The sequence below is a fragment of the Escherichia sp. XD33 genome (assembly GCF_019375075.1).
Taxonomy (GTDB): domain Bacteria; phylum Pseudomonadota; class Gammaproteobacteria; order Enterobacterales; family Enterobacteriaceae; genus Enterobacter; species Enterobacter flexneri_A.
The window spans coordinates 38,570-58,206 of the sequence record NZ_JAENDM010000020.1 but is presented as its reverse complement, the minus strand read 5'-3'; the positions used below and the strand labels follow the sequence as shown (position 1 = coordinate 58,206).

General features: G+C 52.4%; 21 protein-coding genes. 13 read left to right on the top strand and 8 right to left on the bottom strand.

Annotated features, from left to right (window positions below; genetic code table 11):
- The first annotated feature begins 3 nt into the window (after positions 1-3).
- From cyoB to K0778_RS13605, 5 genes are all read left to right on the top strand, one after another.
- Complete coding sequence (gene cyoB, locus K0778_RS13625; RefSeq protein WP_063084641.1) at positions 4-1,995, top strand: cytochrome o ubiquinol oxidase subunit I; 1,992 nt, start codon at positions 4-6, stop codon at positions 1,993-1,995.
- On the top strand, positions 1,985-2,599 hold the full coding sequence (locus tag K0778_RS13620) for a cytochrome o ubiquinol oxidase subunit III (protein WP_000179819.1): 615 nt from the start codon (positions 1,985-1,987) through the stop codon (positions 2,597-2,599). The genes cyoB and K0778_RS13620 overlap by 11 nt, the downstream gene beginning before the upstream one ends.
- A complete protein-coding gene (locus K0778_RS13615) occupies positions 2,599-2,928 on the top strand; it encodes a cytochrome o ubiquinol oxidase subunit IV (protein ID WP_000019869.1) in 330 nt (109 codons plus the stop codon). Before K0778_RS13620 ends, K0778_RS13615 begins: the two co-directional genes overlap by 1 nt.
- 11 nt (positions 2,929-2,939) lie before the next feature.
- Entirely contained in the window at positions 2,940-3,830 is an 891-nt protein-coding gene (gene cyoE / locus K0778_RS13610) for a heme o synthase (RefSeq protein WP_000971336.1), read from the top strand.
- Positions 3,831-3,978: 148 nt separating this feature from the next.
- Complete coding sequence (locus K0778_RS13605; RefSeq protein WP_001000956.1) at positions 3,979-5,343, top strand: MFS transporter; 1,365 nt, start codon at positions 3,979-3,981, stop codon at positions 5,341-5,343.
- Positions 5,344-5,470: 127 nt separating this feature from the next.
- On the opposite strand, the gene yajQ is transcribed toward K0778_RS13605, so the two are convergent.
- A complete protein-coding gene (yajQ, locus tag K0778_RS13600) occupies positions 5,471-5,962 on the bottom strand; it encodes a nucleotide binding protein YajQ (RefSeq protein WP_001138904.1) in 492 nt (163 codons plus the stop codon).
- A gap of 167 nt (positions 5,963-6,129) precedes the next feature.
- On the opposite strand from yajQ, the gene panE reads away from it, so the two are divergent.
- Both panE and yajL read left to right on the top strand, forming a co-directional pair.
- Positions 6,130-7,041: a 2-dehydropantoate 2-reductase gene (gene panE, locus K0778_RS13595; RefSeq protein WP_063084642.1), complete on the top strand. Its 912-nt coding sequence runs from the start codon at positions 6,130-6,132 to the stop codon at positions 7,039-7,041.
- Positions 7,004-7,594: a protein deglycase YajL gene (yajL, locus tag K0778_RS13590; protein WP_001276305.1), complete on the top strand. Its 591-nt coding sequence runs from the start codon at positions 7,004-7,006 to the stop codon at positions 7,592-7,594. The genes panE and yajL overlap by 38 nt, the downstream gene beginning before the upstream one ends.
- Positions 7,595-7,647: 53 nt before the next feature.
- On the opposite strand, the gene thiI is transcribed toward yajL, so the two are convergent.
- Positions 7,648-9,096 carry a tRNA uracil 4-sulfurtransferase ThiI gene (gene thiI, locus K0778_RS13585; RefSeq protein WP_000668682.1) on the bottom strand — a complete coding sequence of 483 codons (1,449 nt, stop codon included), beginning with the start codon at positions 9,094-9,096 and terminating at the stop codon, positions 7,648-7,650.
- 205 nt (positions 9,097-9,301) lie between these two features.
- On the opposite strand from thiI, the gene xseB reads away from it, so the two are divergent.
- The 4 genes from xseB to yajO all read left to right on the top strand — a co-directional run bounded on the left by xseB (position 9,302) and on the right by yajO (position 13,484).
- On the top strand, positions 9,302-9,544 hold the full coding sequence (gene xseB, locus K0778_RS13580; protein ID WP_001124935.1) for an exodeoxyribonuclease VII small subunit: 243 nt from the start codon (positions 9,302-9,304) through the stop codon (positions 9,542-9,544).
- A complete protein-coding gene (gene ispA / locus K0778_RS13575; RefSeq protein ID WP_063084643.1) occupies positions 9,544-10,443 on the top strand; it encodes a (2E,6E)-farnesyl diphosphate synthase in 900 nt (299 codons plus the stop codon). Before xseB ends, ispA begins: the two co-directional genes overlap by 1 nt.
- 24 nt (positions 10,444-10,467) lie before the next feature.
- Positions 10,468-12,330, top strand: a complete 1,863-nt coding sequence (gene dxs, locus K0778_RS13570; RefSeq protein ID WP_000006806.1) for a 1-deoxy-D-xylulose-5-phosphate synthase — start codon at positions 10,468-10,470, stop codon at positions 12,328-12,330.
- A gap of 179 nt (positions 12,331-12,509) precedes the next feature.
- Entirely contained in the window at positions 12,510-13,484 is a 975-nt protein-coding gene (yajO, locus tag K0778_RS13565) for a 1-deoxyxylulose-5-phosphate synthase YajO (protein WP_001199800.1), read from the top strand.
- A 53-nt stretch (positions 13,485-13,537) separates the two neighbouring features.
- Here yajO and pgpA read toward each other — a convergent pair whose 3' ends face one another.
- The 6 genes from pgpA to nrdR form a co-directional block, all read right to left on the bottom strand.
- Entirely contained in the window at positions 13,538-14,056 is a 519-nt protein-coding gene (gene pgpA, locus K0778_RS13560) for a phosphatidylglycerophosphatase A (RefSeq protein WP_000154044.1), read from the bottom strand.
- The gene (thiL, locus tag K0778_RS13555; RefSeq protein WP_000742107.1) at positions 14,034-15,011 is read right to left on the bottom strand and encodes a thiamine-phosphate kinase; all 978 of its coding nucleotides are present in this window, start codon (positions 15,009-15,011) and stop codon (positions 14,034-14,036) included. Before thiL ends, pgpA begins: the two co-directional genes overlap by 23 nt.
- 77 nt (positions 15,012-15,088) lie before the next feature.
- Positions 15,089-15,508: a transcription antitermination factor NusB gene (gene nusB, locus K0778_RS13550; protein ID WP_000801125.1), complete on the bottom strand. Its 420-nt coding sequence runs from the start codon at positions 15,506-15,508 to the stop codon at positions 15,089-15,091.
- Between the two features lie 19 nt (positions 15,509-15,527).
- Positions 15,528-15,998, bottom strand: a complete 471-nt coding sequence (gene ribE, locus K0778_RS13545) for a 6,7-dimethyl-8-ribityllumazine synthase (protein WP_001021161.1) — start codon at positions 15,996-15,998, stop codon at positions 15,528-15,530.
- 88 nt (positions 15,999-16,086) lie between these two features.
- The gene (gene ribD / locus K0778_RS13540) at positions 16,087-17,190 is read right to left on the bottom strand and encodes a bifunctional diaminohydroxyphosphoribosylaminopyrimidine deaminase/5-amino-6-(5-phosphoribosylamino)uracil reductase RibD (RefSeq protein WP_001150456.1); all 1,104 of its coding nucleotides are present in this window, start codon (positions 17,188-17,190) and stop codon (positions 16,087-16,089) included.
- 3 nt (positions 17,191-17,193) lie between these two features.
- Complete coding sequence (gene nrdR / locus K0778_RS13535) at positions 17,194-17,643, bottom strand: transcriptional regulator NrdR (protein ID WP_000543535.1); 450 nt, start codon at positions 17,641-17,643, stop codon at positions 17,194-17,196.
- Between the two features lie 150 nt (positions 17,644-17,793).
- On the opposite strand from nrdR, the gene K0778_RS13530 reads away from it, so the two are divergent.
- Positions 17,794-18,333: a DUF3251 domain-containing protein gene (locus tag K0778_RS13530; RefSeq protein ID WP_001301329.1), complete on the top strand. Its 540-nt coding sequence runs from the start codon at positions 17,794-17,796 to the stop codon at positions 18,331-18,333.
- Positions 18,334-18,631: 298 nt separating this feature from the next.
- Entirely contained in the window at positions 18,632-19,516 is an 885-nt protein-coding gene (gene tsx, locus K0778_RS13525) for a nucleoside-specific channel-forming protein Tsx (protein WP_001295328.1), read from the top strand.
- Positions 19,517-19,637: the final 121 nt, after the last annotated feature.

The following is a 19,637-nucleotide window of genomic DNA, read 5'->3' as shown; positions in this document are numbered from 1 at the left end:
AAGATGTTCGGAAAATTATCACTTGATGCAGTCCCGTTCCATGAACCTATCGTCATGGTTACGATCGCTGGCATTATTTTGGGAGGTCTGGCGCTCGTTGGCCTGATCACTTACTTCGGTAAGTGGACCTACCTGTGGAAAGAGTGGCTGACCTCCGTCGACCATAAACGCCTCGGTATCATGTATATCATCGTGGCGATTGTGATGTTGCTGCGTGGTTTTGCTGACGCCATTATGATGCGTAGCCAGCAGGCTCTTGCCTCGGCGGGCGAAGCGGGCTTCCTGCCACCTCACCACTACGATCAGATCTTTACCGCGCACGGCGTGATTATGATCTTCTTCGTGGCGATGCCTTTCGTTATCGGTCTGATGAACCTGGTGGTTCCGCTGCAGATCGGCGCGCGTGACGTTGCGTTCCCGTTCCTCAACAACTTAAGCTTCTGGTTTACCGTTGTTGGTGTGATTCTGGTTAACGTTTCTCTCGGCGTGGGCGAATTTGCGCAGACCGGCTGGCTGGCCTATCCACCGCTATCGGGAATAGAGTACAGTCCGGGAGTCGGTGTCGATTACTGGATATGGAGTCTCCAGCTATCCGGTATAGGTACGACGCTTACCGGTATCAACTTCTTCGTTACCATTCTGAAGATGCGCGCACCGGGCATGACCATGTTCAAGATGCCAGTATTTACCTGGGCATCACTGTGCGCGAACGTACTGATTATTGCTTCCTTCCCAATTCTGACGGTTACCGTCGCGTTGTTGACCCTGGATCGCTATCTGGGCACCCATTTCTTTACCAACGATATGGGTGGCAACATGATGATGTACATCAACCTGATTTGGGCCTGGGGCCACCCGGAAGTTTACATCCTGATCCTGCCTGTTTTCGGTGTGTTCTCCGAAATTGCGGCAACCTTCTCGCGTAAACGTCTGTTTGGTTATACCTCGCTGGTATGGGCAACCGTCTGTATCACCGTGCTGTCGTTCATCGTTTGGCTGCACCACTTCTTTACGATGGGTGCGGGCGCGAACGTAAACGCCTTCTTTGGTATCACCACAATGATTATCGCCATCCCGACCGGGGTGAAGATCTTCAACTGGCTGTTCACCATGTATCAGGGCCGCATCGTGTTCCATTCTGCGATGCTGTGGACCATCGGTTTTATCGTCACCTTCTCGGTGGGCGGGATGACTGGCGTGCTGCTGGCCGTACCGGGCGCGGACTTCGTTCTGCATAACAGCCTGTTCCTGATTGCGCACTTCCATAACGTGATCATCGGCGGCGTGGTCTTCGGTTGCTTCGCAGGGATGACCTACTGGTGGCCTAAAGCGTTCGGTTTCAAACTGAACGAAACCTGGGGTAAACGCGCGTTCTGGTTCTGGATCATCGGCTTCTTCGTTGCCTTTATGCCACTGTATGCGCTGGGCTTCATGGGCATGACCCGTCGTTTGAGCCAGCAGATTGACCCGCAGTTCCACACCATGCTGATGATTGCAGCCAGCGGTGCAGTACTGATTGCGCTGGGTATTCTCTGCCTCGTTATTCAGATGTACGTTTCTATTCGCGACCGCGACCAGAACCGTGACCTGACTGGCGACCCGTGGGGTGGCCGTACGCTGGAGTGGGCAACCTCTTCCCCGCCTCCGTTCTATAACTTTGCCGTAGTGCCGCACGTTCACGAACGTGATGCATTCTGGGAAATGAAAGAGAAAGGCGAAGCGTATAAAAAGCCTGACCACTATGAAGAAATTCATATGCCGAAAAACAGCGGTGCAGGTATCGTCATTGCAGCTTTCTCCACCATCTTCGGTTTCGCCATGATCTGGCATATCTGGTGGCTGGCGATTGTTGGCTTCGCAGGCATCATCATCACCTGGATCGTGAAAAGCTTCGACGAGGACGTGGATTACTACGTGCCGGTGGCAGAAATCGAAAAACTGGAAAACCAGCATTTCGATGAGATTACTAAGGCAGGGCTGAAAAATGGCAACTGATACTTTGACGCACGCGACTGCCCACGCGCACGAACACGGGCACCACGATGCAGGCGGAACCAAAATCTTCGGATTTTGGATCTACCTGATGAGCGACTGCATTCTGTTCTCTATCTTGTTTGCTACCTATGCCGTTCTGGTGAACGGCACCGCAGGCGGCCCGACAGGTAAGGACATTTTCGAACTGCCGTTCGTTCTGGTTGAAACTTTCTTGCTGTTGTTCAGCTCCATCACCTACGGCATGGCGGCTATCGCCATGTACAAAAACAACAAAAGCCAGGTTATCTCCTGGCTGGCGTTGACCTGGTTGTTTGGTGCCGGATTTATCGGGATGGAAATCTATGAATTCCATCACCTGATTGTTAACGGCATGGGTCCGGATCGCAGCGGCTTCCTGTCAGCGTTCTTTGCGCTGGTCGGCACGCACGGTCTGCACGTCACTTCTGGTCTTATCTGGATGGCGGTGCTGATGGTACAAATCGCTCGTCGCGGCCTGACCAGCACTAACCGTACCCGCATCATGTGCCTGAGCCTGTTCTGGCACTTCCTGGATGTGGTTTGGATCTGTGTGTTCACTGTTGTTTATCTGATGGGGGCGATGTAATGAGTCATTCTACCGATCACAGCGGCGCGTCCCATGGCAGCGTAAAAACCTACATGACAGGCTTTATCCTGTCGATCATTCTGACGGTGATTCCGTTCTGGATGGTGATGACAGGGGCTGCCTCTCCGGCCGTAATTCTGGGAACAATCCTGGCAATGGCAGTGGTACAGGTTCTGGTGCATCTGGTGTGCTTCCTGCACATGAATACCAAATCAGATGAAGGCTGGAACATGACGGCGTTTGTCTTCACCGTGCTAATCATCGCTATCCTGGTTGTAGGCTCCATCTGGATTATGTGGAACCTCAACTACAACATGATGATGCACTAAGAGCGGCGGTTATGATGTTTAAGCAATACCTGCAAGTAACGAAACCAGGCATCATCTTTGGCAACCTGATCTCGGTGATTGGGGGATTCCTGCTGGCCTCAAAGGGCAGCATTGATTATCCCCTGTTTATCTACACGCTGGTTGGGGTGTCACTGGTTGTGGCGTCGGGTTGTGTGTTTAACAACTACATCGACAGGGATATCGACAGAAAGATGGAAAGGACGAAGAATCGGGTGCTGGTTAAAGGCCTGATCTCTCCTGCTGTCTCGCTGGTGTACGCCACCTTGCTGGGTATTGCTGGCTTTATGCTGCTGTGGTTTGGCGCGAATCCGCTGGCCTGCTGGCTGGGGGTGATGGGCTTTGTGGTTTATGTCGGCGTTTATAGCCTGTACATGAAACGCCACTCAGTCTACGGCACATTGATTGGTTCGCTCTCCGGCGCTGCGCCGCCGGTGATTGGCTACTGTGCAGTAACCGGCGAGTTCGATAGCGGCGCAGCGATCCTGCTGGCTATCTTCAGCCTGTGGCAGATGCCTCACTCCTATGCCATCGCCATTTTCCGCTTTAAGGATTACCAGGCGGCAAACATTCCGGTATTGCCAGTGGTAAAAGGCATTTCAGTGGCGAAGAATCACATCACGCTGTATATCATCGCCTTTGCCGTTGCCACGCTGATGCTCTCTCTTGGCGGTTACGCTGGATATAAATATCTGGTGGTCGCCGCGGCGGTGAGCGTCTGGTGGTTAGGTATGGCCCTGCGCGGTTATAAAGTTGCTGATGACAGAATCTGGGCGCGCAAGCTGTTCGGCTTCTCTATCATCGCCATCACTGCTCTCTCGGTGATGATGTCCGTTGATTTTATGGTGCCGGACTCGCATACGCTGCTGGCTGCTGTGTGGTAACACAACCTCTCTATTAAAAAGGTGCTACGGCACCTTTTTTCTTAGCATTAGAAACATATCCCTCTCGAAATATTTACTAAAAAATCCGCATGTTTACCCCATTCGTTTGCCGCTTTACACTAGTCGCGAATTTAAAACAGAGGTGGTAATGAACGATTATAAAATGACGCCAGGTGAGCGGCGCGCGACCTGGGGTTTAGGGACTGTATTCTCGTTGCGCATGCTGGGCATGTTCATGGTTCTGCCGGTTCTGACCACGTACGGCATGGCTCTGCAAGGTGCCAGCGAAGCATTAATCGGTATTGCCATTGGTATTTATGGTCTGACTCAGGCCGTTTTTCAGATTCCGTTTGGCCTGCTTTCCGACCGCATTGGTCGCAAACCATTAATTGTCGGTGGGCTGGCAGTGTTTGCCGCCGGTAGCGTTATCGCTGCGCTCTCTGACTCCATCTGGGGAATTATTCTGGGTCGGGCGCTACAAGGCTCCGGTGCGATTGCCGCTGCCGTTATGGCGCTGCTTTCCGATCTCACGCGCGAACAAAACCGCACCAAAGCAATGGCGTTTATCGGCGTGAGCTTTGGCATTACCTTTGCCATTGCGATGGTGCTTGGCCCGATCATCACTCACAAACTTGGGCTGCACGCGCTGTTCTGGATGATCGCTATTCTGGCAACGACCGGCATTGCGTTGACCATTTGGGTTGTGCCCAACAGTAGCACTCACGTACTTAATCGTGAGTCCGGAATGGTGAAAGGCAGTTTCAGTAAAGTGCTGGCGGAACCGCGGCTGCTGAAACTCAACTTTGGCATTATGTGTCTGCATATTTTGCTGATGTCGACGTTTGTTGCCCTGCCCGGACAACTGGCTGATGCAGGGTTCCCGGCGGCTGAACACTGGAAGGTCTATCTGGCGACAATGCTAATCGCCTTTGGCTCGGTCGTGCCTTTCATTATCTACGCTGAAGTTAAGCGCAAAATGAAGCAAGTCTTTGTCTTCTGCGTCGGGTTGATCGTGGTTGCGGAAATTGTGTTGTGGAACGCGCAAACGCAGTTCTGGCAACTGGTGGTCGGCGTGCAGCTTTTCTTTGTGGCGTTTAATTTGATGGAAGCCCTCCTGCCCTCACTTATCAGTAAAGAGTCGCCAGCAGGTTACAAAGGTACGGCGATGGGTGTTTACTCCACCAGCCAGTTTCTTGGCGTGGCGATTGGCGGTTCACTGGGCGGCTGGATTGACGGCATGTTTGACGGTCAGGGCGTATTTCTCGCTGGCGCAATGCTGGCCGCAGTGTGGCTGGCAGTCGCCAGTACCATGAAAGAACCGCCGTATGTCAGCAGTTTGCGCATTGAAATCCCGGCGAACATTGCCGCAAACGAGGCGTTAAAAGTGCGTTTGCTAGAAACTGAAGGCATCAAAGAAGTGTTGATTGCAGAAGAAGAACATTCAGCTTATGTGAAAATCGACAGCAAAGTGACGAATCGCTTTGATGTTGAACAGGCAATTCGCCAGGCATAAAAGCGAGGCGAAATTGCCTGCTGCGCTACACTTATTAGGCCTACTAAGCTCCTGATTTACAAACCTTTGTAGGCCGAACCAGGCGTTCATGCTGCATCTGACATGAACAAAGCGCAGGTTGTCGCGATTAATCGCGGAAGTTTTTGAACTGGAACGGCTGACCCAGATCGCCACCGCGCACCATCGCCATGACAGCCTGCAAATCATCACGAGATTTGCCAGTCACGCGGATCTCATCGCCCTGAATTTGCGCCTGCACTTTCAGTTTGCTGTCTTTGATCATCTTAACGATTTTTTTCTGAGTGGCGCTCTCAATGCCCTGTTTCAGTTTCGCTTCCACAAACCAGGTTTTACCGCTATGAACGATATTTTCCGGTACATCCAGTGAACTGCCTTCAATGCCGCGCTTCAGCAGCTTGGCACGCAAAATATCCAGCAACTGATTGACCTGGAAATCGGACTCGCTCAACACTTTGATGGTTTTGCTGGCGTCATTCAGCTCAAATGAGGCTTCAACGTTACGGAAGTCAAAACGGGACTCCACTTCGCGGCTCGCGTTATCGACCGCGTTACGTGCTTCCTGAAGATCAACTTCAGAGACAATATCGAAAGATGGCATCTTTTCCTCTCCCTTCATTTTTGATGCGAAGCATAATACCCGCAAAGTTAAATAACCAACAGTCCTGCACCAGGACGTATCCCTTAATTGTGCATAGTCGCAACAGCATGCACAATTAAGGGATAGCCTTATTGAACACCCGGAGTGGTTGCGGGTGAGGAGGAACAATGAAAATTACCGTATTGGGATGCGGTGCCTTAGGGCAATTATGGCTTACAGCACTTTGCAAACAGGGTCATGAAGTTCAGGGCTGGCTGCGCGTACCGCAACCTTATTGTAGCGTGAATCTGGTTGAGACAGATGGTTCGATATTTAACGAATCGCTGACCGCCAACGATCCCGATTTTCTCGCCACCAGCGAACTGCTCCTGGTGACGCTGAAAGCATGGCAGGTTTCCGATGCCGTCAAAAGCCTCGCATCCACACTGCCTGTAACCACGCCAATACTGTTAATTCACAACGGCATGGGCACCATCGAAGAGTTGCAAAATATTCAGCAGCCATTACTGATGGGCACCACCACCCATGCCGCCCGCCGCGACGGCAATGTCATTATTCATGTGGCAAACGGTATCACACATATTGGTCCAGCACGGCAACAGGACGGCGATTACAGTTATCTGGCGGATATTTTGCAAACCGTGTTGCCTGACGTTGCCTGGCATAACAATATTCGCGCCGAGCTGTGGCGCAAGCTGGCAGTCAACTGTGTGATTAATCCACTGACTGCCATCTGGAATTGCCCGAACGGTGAATTACGTCATCATCCGCAAGAAATTATGCAAATATGCGAAGAAGTCGCGGCAGTGATCGAGCGCGAAGGGCATCATACTTCAGCGGAAGATTTGCGTGATTACGTGATGCAGGTGATTGATGCCACAGCGGAAAATATCTCGTCGATGTTGCAGGATATCCGCGCGCTGCGCCACACCGAAATCGACTATATCAATGGTTTTCTCTTACGCCGCGCCCGCGCGCATGGGATTGCCGTACCGGAAAACACCCGCCTGTTTGAAATGGTAAAAAGAAAGGAGAGTGAATATGAGCGCATCGGCACTGGTTTGCCTCGCCCCTGGTAGTGAAGAGACTGAAGCCGTCACCACTATCGATCTGCTGGTTCGCGGCGGTATCAAAGTCACCACTGCCAGCGTCGCCAGCGATGGTAACCTGGCGATTACCTGCTCGCGCGGCGTGAAGCTGCTGGCGGATGCGCCGCTGGTCGAAGTGGCTGATGGCGAATATGACGTGATCGTGCTGCCTGGTGGCATTAAAGGCGCGGAGTGTTTTCGCGATAGCACTCTGCTGGTTGAAACCGTTAAACAGTTCCACCGTTCCGGGCGTATCGTCGCGGCTATTTGCGCCGCGCCAGCCACCGTGCTGGTGCCGCACGATATCTTCCCGATTGGTAATATGACCGGCTTCCCGACGCTGAAAGACAAAATTCCCGCCGAACAATGGCTGGACAAGCGCGTCGTCTGGGATGCACGGGTAAAATTGCTGACCAGCCAGGGGCCGGGTACAGCTATCGACTTTGGTCTGAAAATTATCGACCTGTTGGTTGGGCGTGAAAAAGCCCATGAAGTGGCATCACAACTGGTGATGGCGGCAGGGATTTATAATTATTACGAGTAGTGTCGGATGCGGCAAACGTCGCATCTGACCAGATGCGACGTAAAAACCACAAATTACGGGCGATATACCTTCACATTGTTAAAGCCCTGCTCGCGCAGATAGAGCGCCTGCAGACGGCTCATCACCCCGCGCTCACACCACAGCAGCCAGGTTTTGTTCTGGTCGAGATCGCCAAATTTGGTGCTCAGTTTATAGAACGGCAGAGAAACCACATCAATCCCTTCGACTTTCAGTGGCTTATCTTCCTGTTCATCGATAGAACGGATATCGAGGATCACGTCGTTCGGGCCGAAGCCATTGACGGTTTCCACTTCCACCACTTCCTGCTCGGTCTGCTGGGCGATTTCGCGGATATCAACGTTATTCGCTTCCTCAACCACTTTATCGAGAATGCTGAAGTCGAACTTCTCTTCTTCCGCTTCAATCTTCGATTTAACTGCTTTCACCGTCGGGCTTTTGGAGATCACACCACAATATTCCGGCATCGTGCGAGCAAAGTCTTCGGTGCCAATCTGGCGGGCCAGGTTGATGATGTGCTCTTTGTCGTAAGAGATCAGCGGACGCAGGATCAGCGTGTCGGAGACGTTATCAATCAGGCGCAGGTTGGTCAGCGTCTGGCTGGACACCTGGCCGAGCGCTTCGCCGGTGACCAGCGCCTGTACGCCGTAACGTTCAGCCACTTTAGATGCGGCACGCACCATCATACGTTTGAGGATAACGCCCATCTGACCGTCGTCGATTTTCTCGAGAATTTCCCCGACGACCGGTTCGAAATTAATAGCGACAAAACGCACGCGGTGGGAGCTGCCAAAACGGTTCCACAGATAATGCGCCACCTGACGCACGCCAATTTCATGCGCCGCGCCGCCAAGGTTAAAGAAACAGTAATGCACGCGGCAGCCGCGACGCATCAACATATAACTGGAAACACCGGAGTCGAAACCACCGGAAATGAGCGACAGCACATCTTCCTGGGTGCCGATCGGGAAACCGCCAATACCTTCGTAGCGGCCTTTAATCAGCAGGAGACGATCGTCTTCCACTTCCAGATGGACAGTCACTTCCGGATTGGTCAGCTTCACGCGCGCGGACTCAATATGCTGATTTAAACCGCCGCCGACGTAACGTTCCACATCAATCGAGCTAAAATCATGTTTGCCACGGCGCTTCACGCGTACGCAGAAGGTTTTGCCTTCCAGCTGATCGCGATACTGAACCAACGCTTTCTCAAAAATATCGTGCATGTCGGTAAACGGCACGTCTTCGACTTCGAGAATATGGTGGATACCCGGAATACGGGTCAGGGCGTCGCGAATAGCCAGACGCTGGTTTTCATCTTTTGCGCGAACTTCGATGTTATCCCAGTGGCGGACGACAGCGAGCGTCTCATCATAGTGCTTTAAAACGTTACGAATGTTCCCGGTAAGGATTTTTATAAAGCGCAAGCGCACAGATTGGCTTTTGATGGTGATTTCCGGGAACAATTTAATGATAAACTTCATGGCGGCAATGGTTCGTTGGCAAGCCTTAAGCGACTTGTATAGGGAAAAATACAGCAGCCCACACCTGCGGCTGCATCCAGGCGCGGAAGTATACCACTAACATCGCTTTGCTGCGCACATCACCTTACCATTGCGCGTTATTTGCTATTTGCCCTGAGTCCGTTACCATGACGGGGCGAAAAATATTGAGAGTCAGACATTCATTATGCCGAAGAAAAATGAGGCTCCCGCCAGCTTTGAAAAGGCGCTGAGCGAGCTGGAACAGATTGTAACCCGTCTGGAAAGTGGCGACCTGCCGCTGGAAGAGGCGCTGAACGAGTTCGAACGCGGCGTGCAGCTGGCACGTCAGGGGCAGGCCAAATTACAACAAGCCGAACAGCGCGTACAAATTCTGCTGTCTGACAATGAAGACGCCTCTCTAACCCCTTTTACACCGGACAATGAGTAATGGACTTTCCGCAGCAACTCGAAGCCTGCGTTAAGCAGGCCAACCAGGCGCTGAGCCGTTTTATCGCCCCACTGCCCTTTCAGAACACTCCCGTGGTCGAAACCATGCAGTATGGCGCATTATTAGGTGGTAAGCGCCTGCGACCTTTCCTGGTTTATGCCACCGGTCATATGTTCGGCGTTAGCACAAACACGCTGGACGCACCCGCTGCCGCCGTTGAGTGTATCCACGCTTACTCATTAATTCATGATGATTTACCGGCAATGGATGATGACGATCTGCGTCGCGGTTTGCCAACCTGCCATGTGAAGTTTGGCGAAGCAAACGCGATTCTCGCTGGCGACGCTTTACAAACGCTGGCGTTCTCGATTTTAAGCGATGCCGATATGCCGGAAGTGTCGGACCGCGACAGAATTTCGATGATTTCTGAACTGGCGAGCGCCAGTGGTATTGCCGGAATGTGTGGTGGTCAGACGTTGGATTTAGACGCGGAAGGCAAACACGTACCTCTGGACGCGCTTGAGCGTATTCATCGTCATAAAACCGGCGCATTGATTCGCGCCGCCGTTCGCCTTGGCGCATTAAGCGCCGGAGATAAAGGGCGTCGTGCTCTGCCAGTACTCGACAAGTACGCAGAGAGCATCGGCCTTGCCTTCCAGGTTCAGGATGACATCCTGGATGTGGTAGGAGATACTGCAACGTTGGGAAAACGCCAGGGTGCCGACCAGCAACTTGGTAAAAGTACCTACCCTGCACTTCTGGGTCTTGAGCAAGCCCGGAAGAAAGCCCGGGATCTGATCGACGATGCCCGTCAGTCGCTGAAACAACTGGCTGAACAATCACTCGATACCTCGGCACTGGAAGCGCTAGCGGACTACATCATCCAGCGTAATAAATAAACAATAAGTATTAATAGGCCCCTGATGAGTTTTGATATTGCCAAATACCCGACCCTGGCACTGGTCGACTCCACCCAGGAGTTACGACTGTTGCCGAAAGAGAGTTTACCGAAACTCTGCGACGAACTGCGCCGCTATTTACTCGACAGCGTGAGCCGTTCCAGCGGGCACTTCGCCTCCGGGCTGGGCACGGTCGAACTGACCGTGGCGCTGCACTATGTCTACAACACCCCGTTTGACCAATTGATTTGGGATGTGGGGCATCAGGCTTATCCGCATAAAATTTTGACCGGACGCCGCGACAAAATCGGCACCATCCGTCAGAAAGGCGGTCTGCACCCGTTCCCGTGGCGCGGCGAAAGCGAATATGACGTATTAAGCGTCGGGCATTCATCAACCTCCATCAGTGCCGGAATTGGTATTGCGGTTGCTGCCGAGAAAGAAGGCAAAAATCGCCGTACCGTCTGTGTAATCGGCGATGGCGCGATTACCGCAGGCATGGCGTTTGAAGCGATGAATCACGCGGGCGATATCCGTCCTGATATGCTGGTGGTCCTCAACGACAACGAAATGTCGATTTCCGAAAATGTCGGCGCGCTCAACAACCATCTGGCGCAGCTGCTTTCCGGTAAGCTTTACTCTTCACTGCGCGAAGGCGGGAAAAAAGTTTTCTCTGGCGTGCCACCCATTAAAGAGCTACTCAAACGTACCGAAGAACATATTAAAGGCATGGTAGTCCCTGGCACGTTGTTTGAAGAGCTGGGCTTTAACTACATCGGCCCGGTTGACGGTCACGATGTGCTGGGGCTTATCACCACGCTGAAGAACATGCGTGACCTGAAAGGCCCGCAGTTCCTGCATATCATGACCAAAAAAGGTCGTGGTTATGAACCGGCAGAAAAAGACCCAATCACTTTCCACGCCGTGCCTAAATTTGATCCCTCCAGCGGTTGTTTGCCGAAAAGTAGCGGCGGTTTGCCGAGCTATTCAAAAATCTTTGGCGACTGGTTGTGCGAAACGGCAGCGAAAGACAACAAGCTGATGGCGATTACTCCGGCGATGCGTGAAGGTTCCGGTATGGTCGAGTTTTCTCGTAAATTCCCGGATCGCTATTTTGATGTAGCGATTGCCGAGCAACACGCAGTGACCTTTGCTGCGGGACTGGCCATTGGTGGATACAAACCCATTGTCGCGATCTACTCCACCTTCCTGCAACGCGCCTATGATCAGGTGCTGCATGACGTGGCAATTCAAAAACTCCCGGTCCTGTTCGCCATCGACCGCGCGGGCATTGTTGGTGCTGACGGTCAAACCCATCAGGGTGCTTTTGATCTCTCTTACCTGCGCTGCATACCGGAAATGGTCATTATGACCCCGAGCGATGAAAACGAATGTCGCCAGATGCTCTATACCGGCTATCACTATAACGATGGCCCGTCAGCGGTGCGCTACCCGCGTGGCAACGCGGTAGGCGTGGAGTTGACGCCGCTGGAAAAACTGCCAATTGGCAAAGGCATTGTGAAGCGTCGTGGCGAGAAACTGGCGATCCTTAACTTTGGTACGCTGATGCCAGACGCGGCGAAAGTCGCTGAATCGCTGAACGCCACGCTGGTCGATATGCGTTTTGTGAAACCGCTTGATGAAGCGTTAATTCTGGAAATGGCCGCCAGCCATGAAGCGCTGGTCACCGTAGAAGAAAACGCCATTATGGGCGGCGCAGGTAGCGGAGTGAACGAAGTGCTGATGGCCCATCGTAAACCAGTACCCGTGCTGAACATTGGTCTGCCGGACTTCTTTATTCCGCAAGGAACTCAGGAAGAAATGCGCGCCGAACTCGGCCTCGATGCCGCCGGTATGGAAGCCAAAATCAAGGCCTGGCTGGCATAATCCCTACTCCACTCCTGCTATGCTTAACAAATTATTCATAGACTCTAAATAATTCGAGTTGCAGGAAGGCGGCAAACGAGTGAAGCCCCAGGAGCTTACATAAGTAAGTGACTGGGGTGAACGAATGCAGCCGCAGCACATGCAACTTGAAGTATGACGAGTATGGCAGGAGTGGCAGCATGCAATACAACCCCTTAGGAAAAACCGACCTTCGCGTTTCCCGACTTTGCCTCGGCTGTATGACCTTTGGCGAGCCAGATCGTGGTAATCACGCATGGACACTGCCGGAAGAAAGCAGCCGTCCCATAATTAAACGCGCGCTGGAAGGCGGCATAAATTTCTTTGACACCGCCAATAGCTATTCCGATGGCAGCAGCGAAGAGATCGTCGGTCGCGCACTGCGGGATTTCGCCCGTCGTGAAGACGTGGTCGTTGCCACCAAAGTATTCCATCGCGTTGGTGATTTGCCGGAAGGATTATCCCGTGCGCAAATATTGCGCTCTATCGACGACAGCCTGCGCCGTCTCGGCATGGATTATGTCGATATCCTGCAAATTCATCGCTGGGATTACAACACGCCGATCGAAGAGACGCTGGAAGCCCTGAACGACGTGGTAAAAGCCGGGAAAGCGCGTTATATCGGCGCGTCATCAATGCACGCTTCGCAGTTTGCTCAGGCACTGGAACTCCAAAAACAGCATGGCTGGGCGCAGTTTGTCAGTATGCAGGATCACTACAATCTGATTTATCGCGAAGAAGAGCGCGAGATGCTGCCACTGTGTTATCAGGAGGGCGTGGCGGTGATTCCGTGGAGCCCGCTGGCGCGGGGGCGACTGACGCGTCCGTGGGGAGAAACTACCGCACGACTGGTGTCTGATGAGGTGGGGAAAAATCTCTATAAAGAAAGCGATGAAAATGACGCGCAGATCGCAGAGCGGTTAACGGGCGTCAGTGAAGAACTCGGTGCAACACGAGCACAAGTTGCGCTGGCCTGGTTGTTGAGTAAACCGGGCATTGCCGCACCGATTATCGGTACATCGCGGGAAGAACAGCTTGATGAGCTATTGAACGCGGTGGATATCACTTTGAAGCCGGAACAGATTGCCGAACTGGAAACGCCGTATAAACCGCATCCGGTAGTAGGATTTAAATAAGAGTCCAGGCCTGATGAGACGCAACAAGCGTCACATCAGGCATCGGTGCACAACTACGACAGAATGCCCAGCGGCCAGTGATGACCAATAAAGTACAGGATGCCAGCGGAGATCACCCCGGCGACAATATCATCTATCATGATCCCCATGCCGCCATGCACATTGCGATCAAACCAGCGGATCGGCCACGGTTTCCACATATCCAGAATACGGAAAATCACAAACCCGGCGGCAACCCACTGCCAGTCATTGGTCGGCAGCGCCATGAGCGTGATCCACATACCAATAAATTCGTCCCAGACAATGCTGCCGTGATCGTGCACGCCCATATCTTTTGCGGTCTGATGACAAAGATAGACGCCGATACAGATCCCCAGCATCACCACCAGCGAGTAGAGCTGCCAGGGCAAAAAGGTCATCAGATACCAGAACGGAATCGCTGCCAGCGAGCCCATCGTCCCAGGAACGATCGGGCTTAATCCACTTCCGAATCCGACAGCAAGCAGATGCCACGGATTACTCATCTTCAGGCGACTTTTCGCGACATCTTTATGGCGTGGCAAAATGGTCATATCCTTTCCAGTCAAACGTGACAGGTTCGCCGTCACGAATAAAACAAAGCCCTTCGATATCGGCGGTCATTTGCCCGATACAGGTAAACGGTACGCCCAGGTGTCCGAGAGCCACATCCAGCGCGCCACGGTTCAGTTCCGGCACAGTGAAACACAACTCGTAATCTTCACCGCCAGAGAGCGCCCAGCGCAGCGCCTGTTCCGGTTCAACATGGCGAGAAAGCGCATCAGAAAACGGCAGCAATGCCAGGTCAATACGTGCGCCGCAGTCGCTGGCTTTCACGATATGCCCGAGATCGGAAATCAGACCGTCAGAGAGATCGATAGCTGAATTTGCCAGATCGCGCAGTGCCTGCCCCTGTAAAATACGCGGCGATGGACGGAGATGACGTTTGATCAAGTAGTCAGCATCTTTAGCATCGGCAACCTGCAAACGGTTTTGCAAAATCGCCAGCCCGGCGGCGCTATCGCCCGGTGTACCGGTCACATAGATCCAGTCACCCGGTTTCGCCCCAGAGCGCGTTAAGGCTCGTCCCATCGGAACAAAGCCGTGGATACCCAACGTCATTGATAATGGCCCACGCGTGGTATCGCCGCCAATGAGTTGCATATCGTAATAATTGAGAAGATCAAACAAACTGTCGCTGAAGGACTCAAGCCACGCTTCGTCTACGTCCGGCAAGGTTAATGCCAGCGTCAGCCAGGCCGGATCGGCCCCCATCGCTGCCAGATCGCTTAGGTTCACCGCCAGTGCTTTATACGCCAGATCAGCAGGATCGATATCAGGGAGGAAGTGGTTGCCCGCCACCAGCGTATCAGTGCTGATCGCCAGGGTCTGTTTCTCGGGGATATTGAGAAGTGCGCAATCGTCGCCGATGCCCAGTTCGACATCAAGACGAGAACTTCTTACACGGTCAAAATAACGGGCAATCAGGGAGAACTCGCCACATGCCATACGTTATGCCTCAGCAGGTAAAAAAGAAAAGGCCGGCGATCATGGAACGGTCTTCCGTGAATCTACCGGCCTGGATATTACTTTTTGTTAGGGCGAATCACAGGTGCTGCTTTATCGAGTACGCCGTTGACGAACTTATGGCTGTCTTCTGCGCCGAACGATTTCGCCAGTTCGATCGCTTCGTTAATGGCCACTTTGTATGGCACATCGCTACGTTTAGACAGTTCGTACAGCGCAATGCGCAGTACTGCTTTTTCTACCTGTCCCAGTTCTTCCAGCAGGCGGGACAGGTATGGCTTCATCAGTCCGTCGAGGTATGCGGTATTAGTCGCCACCCCGGCCAGCAGCTCACGGAAGTACAGGACGTCAACGTCTTTTACATCCTGTTCAGCCAGGAACTGGTATTCAACATCAGCGATGTCGTTCTGGGACAACTGCCAGGAGTAGAGCGCCTGGACGGCACACTCACGAGCGCGGCGACGAGCAGCAGGTTTCACGGATTTCCCCTTACTAATTTCAGGCCTTGATGGCTTTCAATACATTAATCATTTCAAGCGCGGTCAGTGCAGCTTCTGCACCTTTGTTGCCAGCTTTGGTGCCAGCACGTTCGATCGCTTGTTCAATGCTTTCAGTGGTCAGAACCCCAAAAGCAACCGGAATTTCGCTGTCCTGGGCAACATGCGCCAGGCCGTTGCTTGCACCACCAGCGACATATTCAAAGTGGGCAGTGCCACCACGAATAACCGTACCCAGCGCAATCACCGCGTCGTATTTACCGGTTTTAGCCAGTGCACCCGCCGCCAGCGGCAGCTCATAGGCACCAGGCACCCAAACAACGGTAATGTTTTCATCTTTTACCTGACCGATACGTTTCAGTGCGTCAATTGCACCTTCCAGCAGGCTGTCATTGATAAAGTTGTTGAAACGCGCGATGGTGATGGCGACGCGAGCGTCCGGGGTAGCAACGTTAGCTTCAATAATGTTCATTTTCTTCCTTCGGGTTCGAGTATGGCCCCGCAGGGGGGCGGATTTTAGCATAATATTTCGTGCGCTGCTTCCCTTTCGAGCCGGGAGATCATGCACCTACTAAATGCAGGCAAACATCCGGGCCTACATGACGTATCTCTTTGAATTTAAATTGGGGGGCGTCGGCTAATTTCTCAAGCCCTGGCAGCGAGCATAATCCACGGGCGTCGCTGCCTAATAGTTTAGGTGCGATATAGACAATCAGCTCATCGACTAAACCCGCCTGCAGCAATGCGCCAGCGAGCGTTGGCCCCGCTTCCACCCAGATGCTGTTAATTTGCTGTTTACCCAGTTGCATCATCAGTACAACCAGATCCAGATGACCTTTATGCGCTGGAATCAGCAAGGTACGCACCGTTTCCGGCCACTCACGAGAATCTTCCTGCGTACGCGCGAACCAGGTTTCGCCGGGCTGCTGCACAATGCGATGTACCGGCGTCACGCGATTTTGGCTATCAATCACAATACGTATCGGCTGACGGAGATTTTGTTGCGGATAGAGCGCCTGAGTTTGTTCATCCAGTTCAGACCAACGCACCGTTAAGGCAGGATCATCCGCCAGCACCGTGGCGCTGCTGGTTAAAATGGCATGACTTTGCGCGCGCAGTAGTTGTACATCACGCCGCGCCTGGGGCGAAGTGATCCACTGGCTTTCGCCGCTCGCCATCGCCGTGCGACCATCAAGCGATGCGCCAAGTTTTAACTGAATATAAGGAAAGCCGGTACGCATCCGCTTGAGAAAGCCTTTATTCAATTGCTCGGCTTCACTCATCATCAGGCCGTGGCTGACGTCAATGCCAGCCTGTTGCAGACGGTAAAGTCCACGCCCAGCGACCTGCGGGTTAGGATCCTGCATCGAGGCAACCACGCGCGCTACGCCAGCGGCGATGAGTGCGTCACAGCACGGTGGCGTACGACCATGATGGCTACAGGGTTCGAGTGTGACATAGGCGGTCGCACCTTTGGCTTTTTCACCCGCCATACGCAACGCGTGTACTTCGGCATGTGGTTCACCCGCACGTTGGTGGTAACCTTCACCGACAATTTCGCCATCTTTGACAATGACGCACCCGACATTCGGGTTGGGATGCGTGGTAAAACGTCCTCGTTGCGCCAGCTTTAGCGCCCGCGCCATGTAATACTCGTCCTGCACGGCTTAGTCCTCCAGGCGCGCGATCTCTTCGCCAAATTCTTTGATATCTTCGAAACTGCGGTAGACAGAGGCAAAACGGATATAGGCGACTTTATCGAGCTTTTTCAATTGCTCCATCACCAGATTGCCAATCATCTTGCTCGGCACTTCGCGCTCACCGGTGGCGCGCAGCTGCGATTTAATATGATTGATTGCCATTTCGACGTCATCGGAACTCACCGGACGTTTTTCCAGCGCCCGCAGCATTCCGCTACGCAATTTCTCTTCATTAAACGGTTCACGCACGTCGTTGCTTTTTACAACACGCGGCATAACCAGCTCCGCCACTTCAAAGGTGGTGAAACGTTCATTACACACCAGACACTGCCGACGGCGGCGTACGGATGAACCCTCGCCCACGAGACGAGAGTCAATTACCTTAGTGTCCACGGCGAAACAGAATGGGCAATGCATACGGCGTCCTGACCAGGTGGTTAACGGAAATCTATTTTACCCTGAACTGACGATACAACAAAGGCGCAACGCTTTTGAGATAAAGGATCGATGCTTTCGCTGCTTTTACCCTCTACCATTAGGCTAATTGCGACGAGAAAGGGACGACCTATGAATACTAACGTTTTTCGACTGCTCCTGCTGGGAAGCCTGTTCAGCCTTAGCGCCTGTGTGCAGCAAAGTGAAGTGCGACAGATGAAACACAGCGTCAGCACGCTGAACCAGGAGATGACGCAACTCAATCAAGAAACAGTCAAAATCACTCAGCAAAACAGGCTGAATGCAAAATCCAGCAGTGGGGTTTACCTTCTGCCTGGAGCGAAAACACCGGCAAGACTGGAAAGCCAGATCGGTACTTTACGTATGTCGCTGGTGAATATTACGCCTGATACAGATGGCACCACCCTGACGCTACGTATTCAGGGCGAGTCGAATGATCCCTTGCCCGCATTCAGCGGAACTGTTGAATATGGGCAAATTCAGGGAACAATAGACAACTTTCAGGAAATCAATGTGCAGAATCAATTGATTAATGCCCCTGCCAGCGTCCTTGCCCCCAGCGATGTTGATATTCCGTTACAGTTAAAGGGGATTTCTGTGGATCAATTAGGCTTTGTACGTATCCACGACATTCAACCTGTTATGCATTAAACGTATTGCGGGGCAATTTTGTGCGTCCCGCAACATCTTTCCCCGTCATTTTGTTACTCCGCTTACATCACCCAGATTGATAGTAAAAGTTTGCAACAAGGGTGAAAGTCAGTACAATCCCTGCCCGAATGTGTGTAAACGTGAACGCAATCGATTACGTAAATGATAGAACTGTGAAACGAAACATATTTTTGTGAGCAATGATTTTTATAATAGGCTCCTCTGTATACGAAATATTTAGAAACGCAATTTGCGCCTTTTTCACTCCCGCAAGGGATTTTCAAACAGTGGCATACATATGAAAAAAACATTACTGGCAGCCGGTGCGGTACTGGCGCTCTCTTCGTCTTTTACTGTCAACGCAGCTGAAAACGACAAACCGCAGTATCTTTCCGACTGGTGGCACCAGAGCGTTAACGTTGTCGGAAGCTATCACACCCGTTTCGGACCGCAGATCCGCAACGATACCTACCTTGAGTACGAAGCATTCGCTAAAAAAGACTGGTTCGACTTCTATGGTTATGCGGATGCGCCGGTATTCTTCGGCGGTAACTCCGATGCAAAAGGTATCTGGAACCACGGTTCTCCGCTGTTTATGGAAATCGAACCACGTTTCTCCATCGACAAGCTGACCAATACTGACCTTAGCTTCGGTCCGTTCAAAGAGTGGTACTTCGCGAACAACTACATTTACGACATGGGTCGTAATAAAGATGGTCGCCAGAGCACCTGGTACATGGGTCTGGGTACCGATATCGACACTGGCCTGCCGATGAGCCTGTCCATGAACGTCTATGCGAAATACCAGTGGCAGAACTATGGCGCAGCGAACGAAAACGAGTGGGACGGTTACCGTTTCAAAATTAAATACTTTGTGCCGATTACCGATCTGTGGGGCGGTCAGCTGAGCTACATCGGCTTCACCAACTTCGACTGGGGTTCCGATTTAGGGGATGACAGCGGTAACGCAATCAACGGTATTAAGACCCGTACTAATAACTCTATCGCTTCCAGCCATATTCTGGCTCTGAACTACGATCACTGGCACTACTCTGTCGTAGCTCGTTACTGGCACGACGGTGGTCAGTGGAACGACGATGCAGAACTGAACTTCGGCAACGGCAACTTCAACGTTCGCTCTACCGGCTGGGGTGGTTACCTGGTAGTAGGTTACAACTTCTGATTATGAAAATGCCGGGATTTATTCCCGGCATTTCTGATTGTTAACAACGTGTGCTTTGTTCATGCCGGATGCGGCGTAAACGCTTTGTCCGGCCAACAAAAGCACGTAAATTCAATATATT